Annotated in this window: 18 protein-coding genes, 1 tRNA gene and 1 riboswitch; of the genes, 4 read left to right on the top strand and 15 right to left on the bottom strand. The window is 68.2% G+C overall.

Going from position 1 to position 21,207, the window contains the following annotated elements; translation table 11 throughout:
• Window positions 1-38: 38 nt before the first annotated feature.
• From U5809_RS08460 to U5809_RS08450, 3 genes are read left to right on the top strand one after another with little or no spacing between them, the layout of a single operon-like run.
• A complete protein-coding gene (locus tag U5809_RS08460; RefSeq protein WP_322086155.1) occupies window positions 39-2,402 on the top strand; it encodes a TonB-dependent receptor in 2,364 nt (787 codons plus the stop codon).
• Entirely contained in the window at window positions 2,390-3,658 is a 1,269-nt protein-coding gene (locus U5809_RS08455; protein WP_322086154.1) for a sialidase family protein, read from the top strand. Before U5809_RS08460 ends, U5809_RS08455 begins: the two co-directional genes overlap by 13 nt.
• Complete coding sequence (locus U5809_RS08450; protein ID WP_322086153.1) at window positions 3,655-4,137, top strand: TlpA disulfide reductase family protein; 483 nt, start codon at window positions 3,655-3,657, stop codon at window positions 4,135-4,137. Before U5809_RS08455 ends, U5809_RS08450 begins: the two co-directional genes overlap by 4 nt.
• Window positions 4,138-4,216: 79 nt before the next feature.
• Here U5809_RS08450 and U5809_RS08445 read toward each other — a convergent pair whose 3' ends face one another.
• The 7 genes from U5809_RS08445 to pepN all read right to left on the bottom strand — a co-directional run bounded on the left by U5809_RS08445 (window position 4,217) and on the right by pepN (window position 12,097).
• Window positions 4,217-4,471 (bottom strand): GlsB/YeaQ/YmgE family stress response membrane protein, encoded by a 255-nt coding sequence (locus tag U5809_RS08445; RefSeq protein ID WP_059235555.1) that lies wholly within the window; start codon window positions 4,469-4,471, stop codon window positions 4,217-4,219.
• Between the two features lie 255 nt (window positions 4,472-4,726).
• Window positions 4,727-4,948 carry a hypothetical protein gene (locus tag U5809_RS08440; protein WP_322086152.1) on the bottom strand — a complete coding sequence of 74 codons (222 nt, stop codon included), beginning with the start codon at window positions 4,946-4,948 and terminating at the stop codon, window positions 4,727-4,729.
• Window positions 4,945-6,684 carry an FAD-dependent oxidoreductase gene (locus U5809_RS08435; protein ID WP_322086151.1) on the bottom strand — a complete coding sequence of 580 codons (1,740 nt, stop codon included), beginning with the start codon at window positions 6,682-6,684 and terminating at the stop codon, window positions 4,945-4,947. Before U5809_RS08435 ends, U5809_RS08440 begins: the two co-directional genes overlap by 4 nt.
• Window positions 6,685-6,849: 165 nt before the next feature.
• Window positions 6,850-7,659: a helix-turn-helix transcriptional regulator gene (locus U5809_RS08430; RefSeq protein WP_322086150.1), complete on the bottom strand. Its 810-nt coding sequence runs from the start codon at window positions 7,657-7,659 to the stop codon at window positions 6,850-6,852.
• 169 nt (window positions 7,660-7,828) lie between these two features.
• Window positions 7,829-7,904, bottom strand: a tRNA-Thr gene (locus tag U5809_RS08425).
• Between the two features lie 206 nt (window positions 7,905-8,110).
• Window positions 8,111-9,124, bottom strand: coding sequence for a class 1 fructose-bisphosphatase (locus tag U5809_RS08420; RefSeq protein ID WP_050011574.1), 1,014 nt, complete (start codon window positions 9,122-9,124; stop codon window positions 8,111-8,113).
• Window positions 9,125-9,403: 279 nt separating this feature from the next.
• Entirely contained in the window at window positions 9,404-12,097 is a 2,694-nt protein-coding gene (gene pepN, locus U5809_RS08415; RefSeq protein WP_322086149.1) for an aminopeptidase N, read from the bottom strand.
• Window positions 12,098-12,286: 189 nt separating this feature from the next.
• Here pepN and U5809_RS08410 point away from each other — a divergent pair, with 189 nt between their 5' ends.
• The gene (locus U5809_RS08410; protein ID WP_322086148.1) at window positions 12,287-12,985 is read left to right on the top strand and encodes a DUF4136 domain-containing protein; all 699 of its coding nucleotides are present in this window, start codon (window positions 12,287-12,289) and stop codon (window positions 12,983-12,985) included.
• Between the two features lie 52 nt (window positions 12,986-13,037).
• Here U5809_RS08410 and U5809_RS08405 read toward each other — a convergent pair whose 3' ends face one another.
• From U5809_RS08405 to U5809_RS08370, 8 genes are all read right to left on the bottom strand, one after another.
• Window positions 13,038-13,610: a TMEM165/GDT1 family protein gene (locus U5809_RS08405; RefSeq protein WP_047900090.1), complete on the bottom strand. Its 573-nt coding sequence runs from the start codon at window positions 13,608-13,610 to the stop codon at window positions 13,038-13,040.
• Between the two features lie 78 nt (window positions 13,611-13,688).
• Window positions 13,689-13,826, bottom strand: a riboswitch (yybP-ykoY riboswitch).
• A gap of 141 nt (window positions 13,827-13,967) precedes the next feature.
• Window positions 13,968-15,287: a guanine deaminase gene (gene guaD, locus U5809_RS08400; RefSeq protein ID WP_322086147.1), complete on the bottom strand. Its 1,320-nt coding sequence runs from the start codon at window positions 15,285-15,287 to the stop codon at window positions 13,968-13,970.
• Window positions 15,284-15,625, bottom strand: a complete 342-nt coding sequence (locus U5809_RS08395) for a hypothetical protein (protein ID WP_322086146.1) — start codon at window positions 15,623-15,625, stop codon at window positions 15,284-15,286. Before U5809_RS08395 ends, guaD begins: the two co-directional genes overlap by 4 nt.
• 27 nt (window positions 15,626-15,652) lie before the next feature.
• Entirely contained in the window at window positions 15,653-16,678 is a 1,026-nt protein-coding gene (locus tag U5809_RS08390) for an adenosine deaminase (protein ID WP_282506970.1), read from the bottom strand.
• 18 nt (window positions 16,679-16,696) lie between these two features.
• Complete coding sequence (gene xdhC / locus U5809_RS08385) at window positions 16,697-17,707, bottom strand: xanthine dehydrogenase accessory protein XdhC (RefSeq protein ID WP_322086145.1); 1,011 nt, start codon at window positions 17,705-17,707, stop codon at window positions 16,697-16,699.
• Between the two features lie 617 nt (window positions 17,708-18,324).
• Window positions 18,325-18,837, bottom strand: a complete 513-nt coding sequence (locus tag U5809_RS08380; protein WP_322086144.1) for a disulfide bond formation protein B — start codon at window positions 18,835-18,837, stop codon at window positions 18,325-18,327.
• A gap of 138 nt (window positions 18,838-18,975) precedes the next feature.
• Window positions 18,976-20,352: an amidase gene (locus U5809_RS08375; RefSeq protein WP_176049284.1), complete on the bottom strand. Its 1,377-nt coding sequence runs from the start codon at window positions 20,350-20,352 to the stop codon at window positions 18,976-18,978.
• 7 nt (window positions 20,353-20,359) lie between these two features.
• Window positions 20,360-21,040: a GntR family transcriptional regulator gene (locus tag U5809_RS08370; RefSeq protein WP_322086143.1), complete on the bottom strand. Its 681-nt coding sequence runs from the start codon at window positions 21,038-21,040 to the stop codon at window positions 20,360-20,362.
• Between the last annotated feature and the right edge of the window lie 167 nt (window positions 21,041-21,207).

Genomic DNA, 21,207 nt, shown 5'->3' with positions numbered 1-21,207 from the left:
GTCCGGCGGCGTCCGATCAAGTTTTCAGGAATTCATTCATGTCGTCTCCCTACGTCGCGCGGCTGCCGCGCGGCCGGCTCGCGCTCGCATGCGCGGCCGCTTTCGCGTGGCCCGCTGCTCACGCCGCATCCGCGGACGATGCGCGTGCCGATTTCGCCCTCGGTGGCGTCGAGCGCCCGGCCGGTGGCGCCGTGCCGGCTTCCGCGGTTGCCACCGTGCCGCCGGCACCGGCCGGCGATACGCTGACCGCCGTCAGCGTGACCGCCCAGCGCCAACCGGTCGATCCGGATACGCCGGCCGTCGTGACGTCGATCACGCGCGAGCAGATCGAGTCGCACACCAACGTCACCACCGAGGACGCGCTGAAGTACGCGCCGAACCTGATGGTCCGCAAGCGCTACATCGGCGACCGCAACAGCGTGTTCGCGGGCCGCGATTTCAACGAGCTGCAGAGTGCGCGCGGGCTCGTGTACGCGGACGGCGTGCTGCTGTCGAACCTGCTCGGGTCGAGCTATGCGTATCCGCCGCGCTGGTCGCTGATTCCGCCTGACGACATCGCGCGCGTCGACGTGCTCTACGGCCCCTTTTCCGCGCTGTATCCGGGCAACTCGATCGGCTCGACCGTGCTGCTCACGACGCGCCGCCCGGACACGCTCGAGGCGTCGTTGTCGACGCAGTTCTTCACGCAGCGCTACCACGACGGCTACGGATTCGCGGACAGCTTCGGCGGCAATCACCAGACCGCGCGGATCGCCAACCGTGTCGGCCGGTTCTGGTTCGCGCTGTCGCTCGACCGGCTGGAGAACAACGGCCAGCCGATGCAGTATGCGAGCCCCAATTCGGCCTACAACCCGAAGCTGGGCGCCGCCGTGCCCGTGACGGGCGCCGCGGCCGACATCGGGCCCAATGGCAAGCCGCGGACGATCGTCGGCGCGCAGACGATCGAACGGACCGAGCAGCTCAACGAGACGGTCCGGATGGGGTACGCGTTCACCGACCACGTCGACGCGACGCTCACGCTCGGGCATTGGGAGAACCATTACCGGCAGCACGGCGAAACCTTCCTGCGCGACGCGGCCGGTAATCCCGTCTACGGCGGCAACGTATCGATCGGCGGCCAGAACATGACCGTCGCGCCGAACGCGTTCGCGCCGCAGCGCGGCGACCAGGAGAACTGGCTGTACGCGCTCGGCCTGAACGGCCGGCTCGATTCGGGCTGGCGGCTGTCGGGCGTCGTGTCCGCGTACGATGTGTCGCGCGACGTGCTGCGCGCGGCGTCGACCGTGCAGGGCGGTGCGGGCACGCTGTTCCAGGGCGACGGCACCGGCTGGCGCACGCTCGACCTGAAGGCCGAGGCGCCGGAGGTGAAAGGCCACACGTTCACGTTCGGCTATCACTACGACAACTACTTCCTGCGCAACGTCACGTACAACACGGCCGACTGGCTGGCCGGGCCGACCACGTCGCTCGCGAGCGTCTATCGCGGCGACACGCGCACGCAGGCGCTGTTCGGGCAGGACGCGTGGCGCTTCGCGCCCGGCTGGCTCGCGACGCTCGGGTTGCGCTACGAGCGCTGGGACGCGTATGGCGGCGCGCTCGGCAACGCGAGCGGCACGCTCGGCTATGCGGACCGCGGCGCGAATGCGCTGTCGCCGAAGGTCGCGCTGCAATGGGACGCGACGGACGTGTGGCGCTTCCGGCTGTCGTTCGCGACCGGCACGCGGTTCCCGACGGTCGGCGAACTGTTCCAGGGCACGATCTCGAACAACGCGATCGTCAACAACAACCCGAACCTGCGGCCGGAAAAGGCGATCGACTGGGACTTCACGGCCGAGCGCGACGTGGGTGTCGGCGTCGTGCGCGCGAGCGTGTTCCAGAGCGACCTGCGCGATTCGATCTATAGCCAGACGACCGTCTCGGGCGCGACGACCGTCACCAACATCTCGAACGTCGACCGCGTGCGCGTACGCGGCGTCGAACTCGCGTTCAGCGGCGAGAACGTCGGGCTGAGGGGGCTCGCGATCGACGCGAACGTGTCGGCAAGCAATGCGCAGATCCTCGCCGACGCCGCGAATCCGGCCTATGTCGGCGCGCGCTTCCCGCGCATTCCGCGCATGCGCGCGAACCTGCTCGCGTCGTACCGCTTCGACGAACACTGGCTCGCGAGCGTCGGCGTGCGCTACTCGGGCCGGCAGTTCAACACGCTCGACAACAGCGACGTGAATCCGGACGTGTATGGCGGCACGAGCTCGTTTACGGTCGTCGACCTGAAGGCGCGCTATCGCCTCGATCGTCACTGGACCGCGTCGCTTGGCATCGACAACCTGACGGACCGCCGCTACTACGTGTTCCACCCGTATCCGGGGCGCACTTTCTATGGAGAACTGAAATGGTCGCTGTGAAGTCGATCGCGGCGGGCTGTGCGCTGTGGCTCGTGGCGCTGTCGCCCGCCGGCGCGCATGATGCGAGCGACGCGTCGAAAGCCGCCGATCCGCATGCCGCGCACATGAGCATGCAGGCCGCGCCCGCACAGCAGAAGCAGCCGCTCGCGACGGGCGCCGCGTTCGATGCGCGTCACCGGCTGTGGGTCGCGTGGGTCGAAGGCGCGCACGTCGTCGTCGCGCACTCCGACGATGCGGGCCGCACGCTGTCGGCACCCGTCACCGTCAACGCGATGCCGGAGCCGGTCTACACGAGCGCCGAGAATCGTCCGAAGCTCGCGACGAGCCCTGACGGACGCGCGGTGTACGTGTCATGGTCGATGCCGCTCGATGCGCCGTACACGGGCATGGTGCGTTTCTCGCGCTCGCTCGACGGCGGCGCGACGTGGAGCGTGCCCGTGACCGTGCATCGGGACCGCCAGGCGATCACGCATCGTTTCGACATGATGGCCGTCGATCCGGCCGGCGACATCGCGATCGCGTGGATCGACAAGCGCGATCTCGTCGCGGCGAAAGCGGCGGGGCAGGCGTACGAAGGCGCGGCCGTCTACTACGCGGTGTCGCGCGACGGCGGTGCGTCGTTCGAGCCCGAGCGCAAGGTGACCGATCACACGTGCGAATGCTGCCGGATCGCGATGGCGATCGATCCGGCCGGACGCATCGAGGCCGCGTGGCGCAACGTGTTCCCGGGGCAGATCCGCGATCACGCGCTCGCGGTGCTGCCCGTCGCGGCGTCGGAGCCGGTCGTGCCGGTGCGGGCGACGTTCTCGAACTGGCACGTCGAGGCGTGTCCCGAGCACGGGCCCGCGCTCGCGATCACGCCGGACGGCACGCGTCACCTTGCATGGTTCGGCGTCGTCGACGGCCGGGCCGACGTGTTCTATTCGCGCATCGGCGCCGACGGCCAGCCGCGCGGCACGCCTTGGGCATTCGGCGCGAATCCGGCGGTGCCGGGCGAGCAGGCGTCGCATGCGGCGCTCGTCGCGCGCGGCGACGTCGTGTGGCTCGCGTGGAAGGCGTTCGACGGCGACACGATGCAGATCAAGCTGCGCCGGTCGGACGATCGCGGCGAGCACTGGGCGGCGCCGCGCGTGATCGCGGCGACGTCGGGCGCAAGCGATAACCCGCAATTGCTCGACGATGCGGGCCGCGTCTATCTGTCGTGGCGCACGCGTAACGACGGTTATCGGCTGATCGCGGTGGAGGGGGCGCAATGAAGCGGCTGATCGTGTTGCTCGGCGTTGTGCTTGCGAGCATGCCGGCGTGGGCCGGCGGTGAACCGCAGCCGTTGCGTGCGGCCGACGTCGCGCGGCTGGTTGCGGCCGCAAATGGGCGGCCGCTGGCAATCGAGATCTGGTCGCTCGATTGCGGATACTGTCGCGAGAACGCCGCGCATCTGGTTGCGTGGCAGCGCCGTCACCCCGACGTGCAACTGGCGATGGTCGCGATGGATGCGTACGACGACAACGGTGCGGCGATCGCGCAGGCGCTCGCGCAGATGAACCTGCCGCCGCACGTTGCGCAGTATGCGAACGCGGAACCGATGCCCGAGCGTTTGCGCGCGGCACTGGATGCGGGATGGAGAGGGGAAATGCCGCGCACCGTGTGGATCGGGCGCGATGGCGCACGCGAAGCGCGCAGCGGGGTGCTGACGACCGACGTGCTCGATGGCTGGTTGCAGCACGCGAAGCGTTGAACGAGCGGGTGGCGCGCGGCAAACGAGCCGCGCGCCGGCCTGATGCGAAAACGCGCCCGAAGGCGCGTGGAGAGTAGCGTCAGGCCGCTCGCTTGAATAGCCGGATCACGAACAGCAGGATCACCGCACCGACGACCGCGACGATCACCGAGCCGATGAAGCCGCTGCCGACACTGATGCCGAGTATCCCGGCGAGCCAGCCGCCGATCACCGCGCCGACGATCCCGACGATGATGTCGACGATCAGCCCGAAGCCGCCGCCTTTTACGAGCAGGCCGGCAAGCCAGCCGGCGATCGCGCCGATGATGAGCCACATAATCAAGCCATGAGTCATGGTGGTCCTCTCCTTGGGTTGAGTCGAAATGACCGGACGCCGGCTGTCGTGCGCCGCAAGCTGGGTGAAAGCGGCATGCGACCCGCCGCGCCGCCCACGCAATGTAACGCGATAGGCGGGTCAGGATCGTTAAGTAATGTTATGCACCCTCAAGCGGATTTTCCAGGGAATTCGTCTGCTTACGACACGGTTCGTGCGGCGACGATGCGTGGCGAAATGATTCTGTAAGAAATAAATGAAGGTGAACCGGGCCGGTCAGTCGTCTCGCCGTCCGTGCGTCGCTGCCGGCCCGTTTGTCTCGGGCAGTCCTTCGCCTGCACCGGCGATCAGCCGGGCGACGGTCGCGGGTTCGCCGATCGTCTCGATCGCCAGGAGTGCGAAGCGGGCGAGAAAGAGCGACGCATCGGCTTCGCCGATCCGGGTCATCGTCCGGCAAAGGTCGGTATAGAGCATGTCGCGTTCGGTGTCCGTCATCATGCGGTCTCCTGAAGATCGGTTTCGGTGGACGTGCGTGGATGGAGCACGCGTTCGAGCGCGGCGGCGAGATCGTCGGCGTGCGCGTCGTGCCAGCGGCCGAGTACGTGCCCGTCCGGCCGTACGAGATAGACGGTGCCGTTGCGTGCGCCGTAAAGGTCGAACAGCCGGCCGTCGTCGTCACGGCCGCCGCAGGCCGGGTGCCGCGGCGCCGCATGTCGCGCGAGCGTGACGAGCGCGAACGGCACGTGCGCCTCCTGCAGGCGTCGCTCGAGATCGTCGAGCGATGGATCGGGCACGCCATCGCTCGTGAAGCAGAACGCGGTGAAGCACGGCGCGACGAGATCGGTCAGATGGCCGCGGCGTGTGTCGCTGCCGTGTGCCGCATACAGTGTCAGCGGACATTCGGCGAGTACCGTGCCGGGCGCCGGGCCGGCCACGAACGTGTCGCGTTCGGCCGCGTTGAGCGGCGACGCCGCATAGGCGATGGCCGATGTCTGACGCGGGTTGATCAGCGAACGCAGCGCCGGATGCCGGACCGCGAGCGTCAGCACGGCCTTGCGCATCAACTCGAATGCAAACGACGGCGGCGCCATGAACTCGGTGCTCTTCGTGCCATAGCGCAGGTTCTCGTGCGTTGCGAACACGCGCTCGTCCGAGTAGCTGTCGAGCAGTGCGTCCGACGCGATGCCGCGGATCGCGTACGCGAGTTTCCACGCGATGTTGTCGGCATCGTCGATGCCCGAATTGGCGCCGCGCACGCCGAAGATCGGCACGAGGTGCGCGGCGTCGCCGCAGAACATCACGCGGTCGTGCCGGTAGCGTTCCAGCGTCAGTGCGTTCGCCTTGTAGATCGTGATCCAGATCGGCGACCATGCGCCGCGCTCGCCCATCATGTCGAGCAGGTTCTGCACGCGCGGAATCACGTTGTCGGGCTTCACGGCAGCCTCGGCGTCCTCATCGTCGCGCAACTGGTAGTCGATCCGCCACACGTTGTCGGGCTGCTTGTGGACGAGCACCGTCGAGCCGGGATTCGACGACGGATCGAAGTACGCGAGCCGTTCGGTCGGCCGGTTGCTGTCGAGCGCGATGTCGACGATCACGTAGCGGCCCTCGTAGCTCGTACCCTGGAGCGACAGGCCGAGCGCATCGCGCATCGTGCTGCGTCCGCCGTCGCATGCGACGACCCAGTCGGCATCGAGCGCATAGCCGCCGAGCGGCGTGTCGACGTCAAGGCGCACGCCATCCGGTTGCCGCGTCACGCCGGTGACCTTCGTCTGCCAGCGGATTTCGATGAGATCGGGGCGGCGCCGCGCGGCGTCGAGCAGGAACTGCTCGATGTGATACTGCGCGAGGTTCACCATCGGCGGCAGTTTCTGGTTCTCGTCCTGCGGCATCGTGAAATGCAGCACTTCGTCGTGACGATAGAAACTGCGTCCGCCGGTCCACGGCAGCCCCGTGCGCAGGAAATCGTCGAGCGCGCCGAGCCGTTCGATGATTTCGAGGCTGCGGCGCGAGATGCAGATCGCGCGGCTGCCATGGCAGACCGAATCGTCGGCTTCGATCAGCACGCTGCGGATGCCGTGATTCGCGAGGCCGAGCGCGACGGCGAGGCCCACGGGGCCGCCGCCGACGATCGCGACGCGATGCCGGTGCGTATCGATGCCGTCGATGCGGTCCGGCAGATGCGCGGGATAGCGTTCGGCGACGAACGGATAGGGTTTGAACGCGATGGTCATCGTTGGCTTCCACGGTGGTCTGGTTCGACGTGCGCGCATCGGCGATGCGATGGGGCAACGGGTCGATGCAGTATGGAAGCCGGTGGTGCCACCGTTGTCCCCATTTCGGGTACAGCGGGGCATGGCAGGCGCGGCGGCGCTACGTTCGGCGCGAACCGGGACGCATCAGGGCTGCATGCACAGCGCAAACAGCTCGCGCTGGCTCGAAATGCCGAGGCGCCGATACGCGCGCTTCTGATAGGTGACGACGCTCGATGCCTTCACGCCGATCGTCTCGCCGATCTCGTGCGCGCTCTGGCCTTCGAGTACGCCGCGCAGCACGTCGAGTTCGCGCTTGGACAGTTCGGAGCATGCATGGCGTAACCGCGCGAGCATCCGTTGCGGGATGCCGATCTGCGTCGCGCCGGCGAGTGCGTAGTGATGTTTCGCGGCCTGCGCGATCAGCGGCGCGAGCGTTTCGATCGCCGCGATCTCGCGTGGCTGGAACGCGCCGCTGCGATGTGCGCGATACAGGTTGATCGACAGCCATGTCGCATCGTCGGGCTGCATCAGCAGCGCCAGCCGGTCGGATACGTCGGGGCCGCGATAGCATGCGGAGCGATACGCTTCGTGATCGATCTCGTCGCCTGCCTGCTGGTGCAGCAGCAGGTCGTGCCGGTGCGCGCCGCGATGCGCGGTCGATACGATCTGCTGGTTGCCGTCGAGTGCGTAGAAGTGTCGTGCGTAGGTGTCGGCGACGTCGCGCAGGTAGCGGCCGCCACGATGATCGGCAACCGACATCGTGCGTGGGCGATTACCGAACTCGTACGCGAAGATCGTGCACTGCGTGATCGACAGCGCATCGTCGAACAGCTTCAGGACTTCGGCCGCGAACGCGTTAGGCTCGTTGCCGCCGATCGCGGCGACGAGGCGCGTTGCGCGGGAGATATCCAGCTGCGCGTTGAGAGTCGGTCGCTCGAGGCGCCAGGTACGCATGATGCGGTGAAGAAGGCGGTGTGGTCCGGCGATTGTAATCGGCGGCACGCGATGCGTGAGTCGGGGGATGCCCGCAAGCGGAGATGAGTCGGGGAGGGGCGTGCGCACGATTTCGGCGCCGGAAAAGAGAAAAGGTCTGACAAGCGATGCTTGTCAGACCTTTATGTCTTGGTGCCGGAGATAGGAGTCGAACCTACGACCTTCGCATTACGAATGCGCTGCTCTACCAACTGAGCTACACCGGCAGCAGAGAAATGAAATTATATGGTGAAATCCGAGATCTTGGCAATAGGTTTTGCGAACTTTTTTTCAGCTTGCTGCTGCTGCTTCGCGAAACCCTCGATCCGGCGGACTTCCCGCTTTCACTTCACTGTGATGCGACCGGTCAGGGCCACATCAAGAGGCGCGATTGTACTTGCGCCTCGCACCTCCGTCTAGTGCTGCAGTGCAATTATTTTGCTTCGTCGTGATAGCCGGTCACGCGCTCGACTTCGTTCTTCGAGCCAAGGAACACGGGCACGCGCTGGTGCAGGCCCGTCGGCTGCACTTCCATGATGCGCTGCGTGCCGGTCGTCGCGGCGCCGCCTGCCTGTTCGACGATGAACGACATCGGATTCGCTTCGTACATCAGGCGCAGCTTGCCCGGACGATCGGGCGTGCGCTTGTCGGCCGGGTACATGAAGATGCCGCCGCGGTTCAGGATCCGGTGCACGTCGGCGACCATCGATGCGATCCAGCGCATGTTGAAGTTGTCGCCGCGCGGGCCGTCCTTGCCGGCGTTCAGTTCGTCGACGTAGCGCTTGACCGGGTCGTACCAGTGGCGCGCGTTCGATGCGTTGATCGCGTATTCGCGCGTATCGGCCGGGATCTGCATGTTGCTCTGCGTGAGCACCCACGAGCCGACTTCGCGGTCGAGCGTGAAGCAGTTCACGCCGTTGCCGGTCGTCAGCACGAACACCGTCTGCGGGCCGTACACGGCATAACCCGCGGCGACCTGTTCCGTGCCGGGCTGCAGGAACGATTCTTCGGTCGCCTGCTTGCCGTCCGGACAGCGCAGCACCGAGAAGATCGTGCCGATCGACACGTTCACGTCGATGTTCGACGAGCCGTCGAGCGGATCGAACACGAGCAGGTATTCGCCGCGCGGGTAGTTCGCCGGGATCGGGAAGAACGTTTCCATTTCTTCCGATGCCATCGCGGCGAGGTTGCCGCCCCATTCGTTCGCGTCGAGCAGGATTTCGTTCGACAGGATGTCGAGCTTCTTCTGCACTTCGCCCTGGACGTTCTCGCTGCCGGCGGTGCCGAGCGCTTCGCCGAGCGCGCCCTTCGACACGTTGTAGCTGATCGCCTTGCACGCGCGTGCGACGACTTCGATCAGCAGGCGCAGGTCGGCGGGGAGGTTGTTGGTCTCACGTTGCTGTTCGATCAGGAACTTCGACAGCGTGGTGCGGCGGGCAATGGACATGACAGACTCCGAAAGGCCAAAGAATCCTTGAATGGCCGCAATTTTACCTGTCGCGCCTCCCGCGCCGCCGGCTTTTTTCGTCCGGTTACATCGCCGGGCGGCCGGGTCGGCCCGGTTTCCGGCGGCGGAGGCGGGCGCGGCGCGTATCGCCACGGCGGCGAGCCTCGCGGTCAGACCCCGTGATTCCGCGCCGTTTCACCCACGCCCGCGCAATAAAAAAGCCGGCGCCGCGTCGGGCGGCACCGGCTTCATCGCGCGAATGCGATGCGGGCGATGGCGTTACGCGAGCGCCTTCTCGACGATCTCGCGCACGTCGCGCGACTTCGCACCGGCCGCGACTTGCTCGAGCGCGCCGCGCATCCGGTCACGCAGCGCCGGCGTGAAGCGGCGCCAGAGTTCGAGCGAGCGCGCGAGGCGTGCGGCGACCTGCGGGTTGATCGCGTCGAGCGCGAGCACCTGTTCGGCCCAGAACGCGTAGCCCGAACCGTCCGCCGCGTGGAATTGCGCGGGGTTGGCTGCACAGAAGCTGAAGATCAGCGAGCGTGCGCGGTTCGGGTTCTTCAGGTTGAACGCCGGATGCGCGAGCAGCTTGCGCACCTTCGCGAGCGTCGGTTGCGCGGCCGTGCCGCGTTGCGCCGCCTGCATCGCGAACCACTTGTCGATCACGAGCGCTTCCTTCTCGAAACGACGGTAGAAGTCGGCGAGCGCCTGCTCGGCCGGCTCGTTCGCGCCCGCGGCGGCGGCGGACAGCAGCGCGCCGAGCGCGGCTGCGCGATCGGTCATGTTGTTCGCCGCGTCGTACTGCGCGGTCGCGAGGCGTACGGCATCGGCCGGATCCTCGAGTTCGGCGAGATACGCGAGCGCGAGATTCTTCAGCGCGCGGCGGCCCGAGGCCTCCGGCGTCGGCTCGTAGGCGCCGGGCGTCTGGTGCTGTTCGTACGCGGCGAGCCATTCGGCGCGCAGCGCGGTCGCGAGCTGGCGACGCACGAACAGGCGCGCACGATGCACGGCGGCCGGATCGGCCTCGGCCATCTGGTCGGCGAGATAGGTTTCCGACGGCAGCGTCAGCGCGAGTTCGCGGAACGCGGGCGACAGCGTCGCGTCGGTCAGCACGCGGCGGAACGCGGCGATGAAGTTCTCGCCGAGCGTGAGCGGTTCGTTTGCGGCGGCACGCGAGGCGAGCGTCAGCAGCGCGCGCGTCGCGAGGCGCTGGCCGGCCTCCCAGCGGTTGAACGGATCGCTGTCGTGCGCGAGCAGGAACGCGAGATCGTCGTCGCTATAGTCGTACTCGACGATCACCGGCGACGAGAAGTTGCGCAGCAGCGACGGCAGCGGCGCTTCCGGCACGTCGACGAACGTGAAGGTCTGCTCGGTGTCGGTGAAGTCGAGCACGCGCGTCGTGCCTGCAGCGGCGGCTTCGCCGTCGAGGCGCAGCGGCAGGTCGCGGCCGTCGCGGCCGATCAGGCCGATCGCGAACGGAATCAGCAGCGGCCCCTGCTGTGTTTCGCGCGCGGCCGGCGACGCGTCGCCGTAGCCCTGCGCGAGCGTGACCGTATAGCGGCGCGCGGCCGCGTCGTACGCGGTGCGCACCGACACGCGCGGCGTGCCGGCCTGGCTGTACCAGCGCTCGAACTGCGCGAGGTCGCGCCCGTTTGCGTCGGCCATCGCGTGACGGAAGTCGTCGCAGGTCACCGCATGGCCGTCGTGACGCTTGAAGTACAGGTCCATCCCCTTGCGGAAACCGTCGCGGCCGAACAGCGTCTGGTACATCCGCACGACTTCCGAGCCTTTCTCGTAGACGGTCATCGTGTAGAAGTTGTTGATCTCGACGTAGCTCTCCGGGCGCACCGGGTGCGCCATCGGGCCCGCATCCTCGGCGAACTGCAGCTGGCGCAGCACGCGCACGTCCTCGATGCGCTTGACCGCGCGGGCCGCCGATTCGACATCGTCGCCCGCGGCCATGTCGGCCGAGAATTCCTGGTCGCGGAACACCGTCAGGCCTTCCTTCAGGCTCAGCTGGAACCAGTCGCGGCAGGTCACGCGGTTGCCGGTCCAGTTGTGGAAGTACTCGTGGCCGACCACCGATTCGATGTTCGCGAAGTCGGTATCGGTCGCGGTCTCGGGGTTCGCCAGCACGTACTTCGTGTTGAAGATGTTGAGCCCCTTGTTCTCCATCGCGCCCATGTTGAAGTCGCCCACCGCGACGATCATGAAGCGGTCGAGATCGAGCTCGAGGCCGAAGCGCTTTTCATCCCAGCGGATCGAATGGATCAGCGAATCCATCGCGTGACGCGTCTTGTCGAGGTCGGCCGGTTCGACCCACACCTGCAGCAGCTTTTCCTTGCCCGAGCCGCTCGTGATCTTCTCCTCGATCGCGACGAGCTTGCCGGCGACCAGTGCGAACAGGTAGCTCGGCTTGCGGAACGGGTCTTCCCACTTCGCGAAGTGGCGGCCGTCGGGCAGGTCGCCCGAATCGACGAGGTTGCCGTTCGACAGCAACACCGGGTACGCGGCCTTGTCGGCGCGCAGCGTGACGATGTACGACGCCATCACGTCGGGGCGGTCGAGGAAGTAGGTGATGCGGCGAAAGCCTTCGGCTTCGCACTGCGTGAAGAAGTTGCCGCTCGACACGTAGAGGCCAGACAGCGTCGTATTCTGGTCGGGTGCGCATGCGCTTTCGAGCGTCAGCTCGAACGCATCGGGCACGTTCTCGACCGTCAGCCCGTGCTCGTGCGCGCGCACGGCGCCATGCGGAGCGCCGTCCAGCCATGCGCCGACGAATTCGAGCGCTTCGCCCATCAGCTCCAGGTGCGGCGCGGGCGCGGCATCCGGATTGCGGCGCACGCGCATCGTATTCCTGACGATCGTGCGGGCCGGCGCGAGATCGAATTCGAGCGCGACGGAATCGATGAGGAAGGCCGGCGGCGTGTAGTCGGCGCGGCGGATCACGGTGGAGGAGGCGTTGTCGGACATGGTCGTCGAGATCGGTGGAGTGGGGGGGGCGGGCCCGTCACGCGGGCCAGGCGAACCGGGCCATTGTACAAAGGCTTGCGGCTGCGTGCCGGGCGAACTTTTTACCGCTTCCGGCAGTCCGCGTATTATCGGCATCCCGTTACGGTTCGCGCGGTGCGACGAACGGGTGACGGATCGACGAGGATCAACATGAAACGCGATTGGATTTTTCGCGGTGCGGGCTGGGCGGCGGCGCTGTGCGTGGCGCTGCTGACGGGCTGCACCAGCTATGTGACGACCCAGGTCACGGCCTTCTCCGACTGGAGCGGCAGCGACGCGACACGCACCTATGCGTTCACGCGCACCGATGCGCAGAAGAACAGCATCGAGCAGTCGACCTACGAGCCGATCGTCGCGAACGAGCTGTCCGCGTATGCGTTCCGGCAGGTGCCGCCGGCGCAGGCGCGCTATCTCGTCGGGCTGACCTATGCGGTCGGCAGCGATCTCGTGACGGTGCCGCAGCCGGTCTACTACGACCCGTGGTTCGCGCCGGGGCCGTACTGGCGGCGCGGGCCGTGGGGCCCGTGGGGTCCCTGGGGGCCGATGCCGGCCGGCTATGTCGCGCAGACGTACCAGGTGTTCGACTACACGCTCGGTATCCGCATCACCGAGCGGGCGACGGGCAAGGAGGTGTACAACGTGTCCGCGCGCACGACCGGCGACAACGGCACGCTGCTGTACGCGATGCCGTTCCTCGCGCGTAGCGCGCTCGCCGATTTCCCGCTGTCGAACGGCGCGGTCCGCTCGGTCCGGCTGCCGGTCGACAAGCGCGGCGGGCCGGCGGCGCCGGCCGCCAACGAACGCGCGGTGCCGGTTGCACCGGCCTCGGGCGTGGCCGTCGCGAAATAACGCGGTATTCATTTCGGCGCGGCCGTCCGGCCGCGCCGGCCATCCCTTTCCGTCAGACCCCGATACCCAGCAGCGCCAGCGCGCCGAGCACGACGAACAGCACGGCTGCGATCCCGTGCACGAGCTTGGTCGGCAGGCGGTGCGCGAAGCGGTCGCCGAGCAGGATCGCCGGCACGTTCGCGAGCATCATCCCGAACGTCGTGCCGGCCACCACGCCGATGTAGTCCTGGAAGCGCGCAGCCAGCGCGACGGTCGCGATCTGTGTCTTGTCGCCCATTTCCGCGAGGAAGAACGCGACGAGCGTCGCGCCGAACACGCCGAGCCGCGAACGGTTGGCGTTGGCTTCGTCGGCGTCGAGCTTGTCCGGCACGAGAATCCACAACCCCATCGCGATGAACGAGAACGCGAGCGCCCAGCGCATGATCGACGGCGTGACGAGCGCGCCGAGCCATTCGCCGAGTGCGCCGGCGAAACCGTGGTTCACGAGTGTCGCGACGAGCACACCGAGAATGATCGGCACCGGCTTGCGATAGCGCGCGGCCAGGACGAGGGAAAGCAATTGGGTCTTGTCGCCGATTTCAGCGAGGGCGACGGCGCCGGTGGAGATCAGGAAGGCTTGGGACACGGATGGGGTTCCACGGGCCGGTGTTGTGCGTGCGAGCGACGATCCACGGCGCGCCGGGCCCTGATGCGGCGCACTGTGAACCATCGGTCTCGCCAGGCCTAGGTGGCTGCGTCCGCCATGGCCGTACGGCCAAGTCTGTTGACGGACGCCTCCGTCACGATGCGCGCCGGGGGCGCGGGACATCGAGCGGAGCGGCTACTCCCCAATGAGCGGCGAATTCTAGCACGGCGCATTGCGTGCTGGAAGGCGGTCGGGCAGGGTGTCGGGGCCCGATCCGCGTCCGGCTGCCCGGCAGGCGCGGCGGCGAATGTGCCGCGCCGGCCGGGACAGCGTTCCGGCGGGCCGTTACCGTTACCGTTACGCGGCGGCCGGGCGGCGCGCGGCGCCGCGCTCGTGGACGAGCTCGCCGGCCGCGTAGGTGCGGTACACCGCGCGGTCGTCGCCGAGCAGTGCGAACGCGAACAGCAGTTCCTCGAGCGAATCCGCGCGCTTCGTGCGCCGCGCCAGCAGCGGCGTGGCCTGCGGGTCGAGCACGACGAAGTCGGCCTCGGTGCGCGGCTTGAGCGTGCCGACCGTGTCGGCGAGGTCGAGCGCCTGCGCGGCGCCGGCCGTCGCGAGCCAGAACATCCGCGTCGCGGTCAGGTGGTGGCCCGACAGCCGCGCGACCTTGTGCGCCTCGTTCATCGTCTGCAGCATCGAGAACGACGTGCCGCCGCCGACGTCGGTCGCGAGCGTGACGGGCACGTCGTGTTCGCCGGCCTTGTCGAAGTCGAACAGCCCGCTGCCGAGGAAGAAGTTGGACGTCGGGCAGTGCGCGACGACGGTGCGCGTCTCGGCCATCCGGCGGCGGTCCTCGTCGTCGAGGTGGATGCAGTGGCCGTACACCGCGCGCGGACGCAGCAGACCGTAGCGGTCATAGATGTCGAGATAGCTGCGATGGCCCGGGAACAGCTCGGCCACCCATTTCACTTCGTCGACGTTTTCCGCGACGTGGCTCTGCACGAACACGTCCGGATGGCGGCGCGCGAGTTCGCCGCACGCTTCGAGCTGGGCCTCGGTCGACGTCGGTGCGAAGCGCGGCGTGAGCGCGTACATCTGGCGGCCCTTGCCATGCCAGCGGTCGATCAGCTCGGCGCTGTCGTCATAACCCGATTGCGCGGTGTCGCGCAGGAACTCGGGGCAGTTGCGGTCCATCAGCACCTTGCCCGCGATCATCCGCAGGTCGCGCGCGTCGCTCGCCGCGAACAGGGCATCGGCCGACTGCTTGTGCACCGTGCAGTAGACGAGCGCGCTCGTCGTGCCGCACGCAAGCAGTTCGTCGACGAAGAAATCGGCGACTTCGCGTGCATGCTCGGGGTCGCCGAACTGGCGCTCGGTCGGGAACGTGTACTTGTCGAGCCACGGCAGCAGGCCCGGCGCCGGCGACGCGATCATGTCCGTCTGCGGATAGTGGATGTGCGTGTCGATGAAGCCGGGCACGATCAGCTTGTCGCTCAGGTCGTGGACGACCGCGTCGCGCGCGAGCGTCGCCGCGAGCTGTGCATACGGGCCGGCCGCGACGACCTTGCCGTCAGCGACGATCAGGAGGCCGTCGGTCTCGTGGTTCGCGGCCTGGCTCGATTGCGCCGGGTCGCCGTTGAAGGTCAGCAGCTGGGAACGGAAAGCGGTTTGCGTCATGACGAATGGTCCTGCATCAAGGTAAGGCGAACAGAAGAAAGCGATCGACGCCGCACGGGGGCGGGACGGTGCTTCGCGAGCGGTTGCGGCACGCTGCGTGCGGCACGACCGAAGGCGAGTGCGCGGGCGAACGTGGCGGCCGAAGCCGCCAGCCAGTGGTTGCCGGCTAACCTCGCAGCCGTTGCGCTCGTGACCGATGCGGCGGCGAACGGAACGGCACACCGCGACGGCAGGCACGAGCGGGCGACGACGAACCGTGCCGTCGCCACGCGCGCACGCCCGCGACCGGCCCGGCGCAAGGCCGAACCGGTGGTCGCGAAGCGGATGCCGTGTCTCATCTGTCTAGCGTTCCTCGATGCGGGCCGTCACGCGGCCTGCCAGTACGCGTCGAGGCGCGCGTACAGTGCGTCGCGCTGCGCCGGTTCGATGAACGACGCTTCGAAGCCGTTGCGGATCACCGCATGGACTTCGGCATCCGTGAGCTGCAGCCCTTCGGCCGTCGCGAAGTAGTTTTCATTGACGTAGCCGCCGAAATAGGCCGGATCGTCGGAGTTGATCGTCACCGCGACGCCGCGCTCGAGCAGCGCCTTCAGCGTGTGCTTCGCCATGTCGTCGAACACGCACAGCTTCAGGTTCGACAGCGGGCAGACGGTCAGCGCGGTGCGCGTTTTGGCGAGGCGTTCGACGAGCGCCGCGTCTTCGATGCTGCGCACGCCGTGGTCGATCCGGTCGACCTTCAGGACATCGAGCGCTTCGTAGATATAGGCGGGCGGCCCTTCCTCGCCCGCGTGTGCGACGAGCTTCAGCCCGAGCGCGCGCGCCTTCTCGAACACGCGCGCGAACTTGACGGGCGGATGGCCGAGCTCGGACGAGTCGAGGCCCACGCCGATCAGCCGGTGGCGATAGCGCTCGAACAGCGGCAATGCGGATTCGAACGTCGCGAGCGCGTCCTCTTCGGACAGGTGGCGCAGGAAGCACAGGATCAGCTTGCTCGACAGCCCGCGCTGTTCTGCATCGGCGAGTGCGCGCTCGATGCCCGCAACGACTGTCTCGATCGGCACGCCACGCTCGGTGTGCGTCTGCGGATCGAAGAACAGCTCGGTGTGGACGACGTTGTCGGCAAGCGCGCGTTCGCAATACGCGGCCGTCATGTCGTAGAAATCCTGCTCGGTCAGCAGCACGCTCGCGCCGGCGTAATAGATGTCGAGGAACGACTGCAGGTCGGTGAATGCGTACGCGGCGCGCAGCGCGTCGATCGAGTCGTACGCGAGCTTCACGCCGTTGCGCTGCGCGAGCGCAAAAATCAGTTCGGGCTCGAGCGAGCCTTCGATGTGGATGTGCAGCTCCGCTTTCGGCGCGCGGGCAATCTTGTCCTTGAATGTCGGGGTCATGGCGTCGTTCTTGGTCGGTCAGTAGGTAGGGGAAGCCGGTGCTGCCGCGTTCGTGTTCGCCTCGACGGCCTGCAGCAATTGCGCAGCCACCGAGATCGCGATCACTTCGGGCGCCTTGTCGATGATGCCTTCGACACCGATCGGGCAGCGCATCCGCGCGACCTGGGCCGGGTCGATGCCGATCGCCGCGAGGCGATGATCGAACTGCACGCGTTTGGCGTGCGAGCCGGTCATCCCGAAGTACGCATAGTCGCCGCGTCGCAGGATCCGCTCGGCCAGCACGAAATCGAGTGCGTGGTCGTGCGTCATCACGACGAAGTAGGACTGCGGCGGTGCCGCGTCGACCGCATCGGCCGGGGCAGCGGCCGCTTCGATCGCGAGGTTGCCGATGCCGGCGAGCGCGTCGGCCGGCGGGAACACCGCATCGGGCCCGTCGATCCAGCGCACGTGGCAAGGCAGCGTCGCCAGCACCTTCACGAGCGCGGTGCCGATGTGCCCGGCGCCGAACAGCACGACGGGGAACGCATACGGCGCGATCGTTTCGGTCATCAGCGACACGCCGCCGGTTTCCCACAGCAGGCAGTCGGCACGCGCGGCTTCCGATTCGGGCTCGCTCAACAGCGGCGCGCCCGGCGAGGGGCCGAATGATACGCTACGCACGGTCGCGGCGCCGGCCGCGACGCGCTTCGCGAGCGACATGATCCAGCCGAGATCGCCGACGTCGAGCCGCTCGAACGCGAGTACCACGGCGCCGCCGCAGCACTGGCCGAGACTCGGGCCGAGCGCGAGCCGTTCGAGCCGGCGCGCGTGCGGCACGTGCGCGCCATCCTTCAGCAGATGCCGCGCGATCTCGATCGCCTTCCATTCCAGATGACCGCCGCCGATCGTATGGCGGGCCATGTCGCGCGTGACGAGCATCTTGGTGCCGGCTTCACGCGGCGCCGAGCCGTCGGTATGCGCGACCGTCACGAGCACGGCCGCTTCGCCATGCGCAAGCAGTTGCTGCAGATCGCCGAGCCAGGCTTCCATCAGCACACCCCGTGCGAAACGACGCGACACGACACGCGGCGCGGGCTGGCGGGCGTGGCGATGACGGACGGGAGCGGGGCAGGCCGGCCGCACGGCCGATGCAGTGCGACGGCAGCGCGCTGAGGACGCGCGCCAACGGCGCCGCCGGACACGCGGACGCCATGAGGGTGACGGATGCGGATGGTTTGCGTTGTCATGATGAATCCAGTCGACATTGCGGATCGGGCGCGCGTTACGCAGGGGTGGTGAGACCGCCTGGCCTCGCGCACGTAGATCGCCATCCAGTCCCGAAGATAGCACCGCCATGCGGCGCGAACATGGCCGGGCGGTGATCCGGGCTATCAGGAGGCGATCATGTCGATCATAGGCCCGCCGCGCGGGATCGGGGCGTCGATGCGTGCACATCGGGCTGAAACGCACGCGTGGCGGGGCGTGGGCACGACGGTCGCGCGACGCGCGTTTGCCCGTTGATCGGGGTTGCGGCGGAGTAGGTGTTTACGCGCGGCTGGCCGGATGCGGCCGGCAAACGCGTGAATCTGAGCCTGGGGACCGGCCGGCGGCGTGCAGCCCGATCGGTCGGGCCGCACATGCCAGGGGCCGGCAAAGCGGCCGTCGAGTCAGCTGGCGAGCTTGCGGCGATGGCGCCAGAGGCTCGCGACGACGGCAACCAGGATCAGGGCGAAGCCGATCAGCGCCCAGCCGGGCAGCAGGATGCCGAAGATCGGCGGGTAGACGGTCTCGCACAGCCCCGCGACCTTGAACATGCCGGGGAACCACTGCGCGGGCGGCAGGCTGTCGACGATCGGCTGCAGCGTGTCGAAGCCGCAGCTGAAGCCCGGATTCATCTGGATCGACAGGTGTCGCGCGGCCGTGCCGACGCCGCCGGCCGCCGCGATCGCGATCAGCAGTTCGAGCACCCAGATGCCGCGCCAGTTGCGGATCCCGGCGGCCAGGAACGCGAAGATCCCGATCGCGGAGAAGAAGTAGCGCTGGATGATGCACAGCGGGCACGGATCTTCGTTCTTCACGTACTGCAGGTACAGCGCACCGGCCAGCAGGGCGATGCACGCCCATCCGAGCAGCATCAGCAGGCGGCGTTCACGGCGTAGCGCAAGCGTGTAGTCGTTCATGTCAGCGGGGTTCCTCGTCGGTCGGTCCGGAAAACAATCGCGCGATTTTAGCGCGAACGGTCTGGCACGAAACTGACAGCGCGCGTGCGGCACCCTGCCGCACCGCGCGCGTTGCCCGCCGGCGACCGGCCGGTGCGGTCAGCGGATCGTGTTCAGCACGGCCTCGACCGCCTGGCCGATCGCGAGCAGCGCGTCGTCCCGATGCGGCGCCGCCGCGAGCATCAGGCCGACCGGCGCCGCGTCACGCGGGTGGCACGGCAGCGACAGGCCGCACGCGTCGAGGAAGTTGAACGCGCTCGGATTGCGCAGGATCAGCGCATTGGTGCGCGTGAACGCGTCGTCGTCCGTTTCGAGGTCGGCGATGCGCGGCGGCACGACCGGCACCGTCGGTGCGACGAGCGCATCGAAGCGTGCCCAGACCGTGTGTGCGGCTTCGTCGAGCATCGCGGCGCGCGCGGCGAGCAGGTCGAGATAGTCGGCCGCGCTCGCGGGTTCGCCCTTCAGGATCCGCGTCAGCACGCGCGGGTCGTACTGGTCGCGATGCTGCGCGAGCAGCGGACGATGCCAGGCGTACGCCTCGATCGGCGAGAAGCCGAAGCGGTTGATCTCCGGCAGCCGGTCGAGCGCAGGGAAGCGCACTTCGGTGACGATCGCGCCGGCGGCTTCGAGATGCTTGAGCGCGGTGTCGAGCGCGGCCGCGACGTCGGCGTCGACACCGTCCGTTACATAGTTCGTCAGCACGCCGAGCCGCACGCCTTCGAGCGGCCGCGCGGCCGGCACGTGCGGCTCGAGGCCCGCGAGCATCCGGTCGACGAGCGCGCAGCACGCGACCGTCAGGCCGATCGGGCCGAACGAGTCGAGCGTCGTCGACAGCGGCACGCCGCCTTGCGTCGGGATTCGGCTCGCGGTCGGCTTGAAGCCCGTCAGCCCGCACAGCGCGGCCGGAATGCGGATCGAGCCGCCCGTGTCGGTGCCGAGCGCGACGGCGGCCATTCCGTCGGCGACGGATGCGGCCGCCCCCGACGACGAGCCGCCGGAAATCCGCGCATCGCCCGGTACGTCGCGGTGGTACGGCGAGCGCGGATTGCCGAAGTGCGGATTCAGTCCGAGCCCCGAGAACGCGAACTCGCTCATGTTGGTGCGGCCGACCAGCACCGCGCCCGCACGCTTGAGCCGCGCGACGGCGACCGCATCGGTGCGCGCGGCCGGCGCGCCGTCGAGCACGCGCGAACCCGCGCGCGTCACCTGGCCCGCGACGTCGAACAGGTCCTTCACCGACACCGGAATGCCCGCGAGCGGCGACAGCACGGTGCCTGCGGCGCGCAGCCGGTCGTGCGCGTCGGCGGCCGCGCGTGCGTTGTCGGCGTCGACTTCGGTGAAGACGGCCGCGCCCTGGCCCGACGGATCGGCGATCCGGTCGAGCGCGGTATCGACGAGCGCGCGGCTCGTGGTGCGGCCGGCCGCGAGGTCGGCGGCGAGCTGGGCGAGCGGGGGAAAGGGCGTGAAAGTGGTCATGGGCGGCTCAGGGGCGAAGATGTTGAAGAAGCGTGGAGCGGAACGAATCGATATGGCCTTCGACGGCCGCGCGCGCACCGGTGGCGTCGCGTGCGGACAGCCGTTCGAACAGCTCGCGATGCTCGTGCTGGACGTCGGCGAGGTGGTGCGGTTCGGACAGTGTGACGAACCAGAAGCGCAGCGAGCGCTCGTGCAGTGCGCGCAGGATTTCGGCGAGGACCGCGTTGCGTGCGGCCACGGCGATCGCCTGATGAAATGCGCGGTCGAGTTCCATCATTCCCTCGACGTCGTGCGTGTCGACGCACGCCTGTCCTGCGTCGAGCAGCGCGGCCAGGCGCGCGAGATCGTCCGGCGTCGCGTGGCGCGCGGCGAGTTCGGCGCAGTGCGCTTCGTTGATGCGCCGCACGTCGATCACCGCGACGATGTCGTCGAGCGACAGCGGCTGCACCATCAGGCCCTTGCGCGGCATCACCGACAGCAGCCCTTCGAGCACGAGCCGATGCACGGCCTGGTGCACCGGCGTGCGGCCGATCCCCGTGCGCGCGACGAGGTCGGCTTCGTTGAGTGCGGCGCCCGGCTTCAGGCGCATCGTGATGATGTCGCGCTGGATCAGCGCGTACGCACGGTCGGCGAGGCTGGCCGCCGGGGTGGCGGGACGATCGCGGGTGACGTCGGTCAGGGTGCTCATGCGAGGTGCGGCGAGGCGGCTAGACGGGGCGCGATCATGGCGCGGGCGATCGGAAAGCGTGGACGATGCCTGGATATTATTGTGATATATCACTGATGTCCAGTGCGGGAGGCAAGACGCTGGTGGTGCCGGCGCACGAGCGGGGGCGCGCTCCCGCGTCGCCTGCA

This window comes from Burkholderia sp. BCC1999, from assembly GCF_905339975.1.
In the GTDB taxonomy this organism is placed as follows: domain Bacteria; phylum Pseudomonadota; class Gammaproteobacteria; order Burkholderiales; family Burkholderiaceae; genus Burkholderia.
This window is presented reverse-complemented; position numbering and strand designations above follow the sequence as displayed.

What these genes read in the sequence shown, in the direction of transcription:
- U5809_RS08460 (WP_322086155.1), top strand. Translation starts at nt 39, where the DNA reads ATGTCGTCTCCCTACGTCGCGCGGCTGCCGCGCGGCCGGCTCGCGCTC.
- U5809_RS08455 (WP_322086154.1), top strand. Translation starts at nt 2,390, where the DNA reads ATGGTCGCTGTGAAGTCGATCGCGGCGGGCTGTGCGCTGTGGCTCGTG.
- U5809_RS08450 (WP_322086153.1), top strand. Translation starts at nt 3,655, where the DNA reads ATGAAGCGGCTGATCGTGTTGCTCGGCGTTGTGCTTGCGAGCATGCCG.
- U5809_RS08445 (WP_059235555.1), bottom strand. Translation starts at nt 4,471, where the DNA reads ATGACTCATGGCTTGATTATGTGGCTCATCATCGGCGCGATCGCCGGC.
- U5809_RS08440 (WP_322086152.1), bottom strand. Translation starts at nt 4,948, where the DNA reads ATGATGACGGACACCGAACGCGACATGCTCTATACCGACCTTTGCCGG.
- U5809_RS08435 (WP_322086151.1), bottom strand. Translation starts at nt 6,684, where the DNA reads ATGACCATCGCGTTCAAACCCTATCCGTTCGTCGCCGAACGCTATCCC.
- U5809_RS08430 (WP_322086150.1), bottom strand. Translation starts at nt 7,659, where the DNA reads ATGCGTACCTGGCGCCTCGAGCGACCGACTCTCAACGCGCAGCTGGAT.
- U5809_RS08420 (WP_050011574.1), bottom strand. Translation starts at nt 9,124, where the DNA reads ATGTCCATTGCCCGCCGCACCACGCTGTCGAAGTTCCTGATCGAACAG.
- pepN (WP_322086149.1), bottom strand. Translation starts at nt 12,097, where the DNA reads ATGTCCGACAACGCCTCCTCCACCGTGATCCGCCGCGCCGACTACACG.
- U5809_RS08410 (WP_322086148.1), top strand. Translation starts at nt 12,287, where the DNA reads ATGAAACGCGATTGGATTTTTCGCGGTGCGGGCTGGGCGGCGGCGCTG.
- guaD (WP_322086147.1), bottom strand. Translation starts at nt 15,287, where the DNA reads ATGACGCAAACCGCTTTCCGTTCCCAGCTGCTGACCTTCAACGGCGAC.
- U5809_RS08395 (WP_322086146.1), bottom strand. Translation starts at nt 15,625, where the DNA reads ATGAGACACGGCATCCGCTTCGCGACCACCGGTTCGGCCTTGCGCCGG.
- U5809_RS08390 (WP_282506970.1), bottom strand. Translation starts at nt 16,678, where the DNA reads ATGACCCCGACATTCAAGGACAAGATTGCCCGCGCGCCGAAAGCGGAG.
- xdhC (WP_322086145.1), bottom strand. Translation starts at nt 17,707, where the DNA reads ATGGAAGCCTGGCTCGGCGATCTGCAGCAACTGCTTGCGCATGGCGAA.
- U5809_RS08380 (WP_322086144.1), bottom strand. Translation starts at nt 18,837, where the DNA reads ATGAACGACTACACGCTTGCGCTACGCCGTGAACGCCGCCTGCTGATG.
- U5809_RS08375 (WP_176049284.1), bottom strand. Translation starts at nt 20,352, where the DNA reads ATGACCACTTTCACGCCCTTTCCCCCGCTCGCCCAGCTCGCCGCCGAC.
- U5809_RS08370 (WP_322086143.1), bottom strand. Translation starts at nt 21,040, where the DNA reads ATGAGCACCCTGACCGACGTCACCCGCGATCGTCCCGCCACCCCGGCG.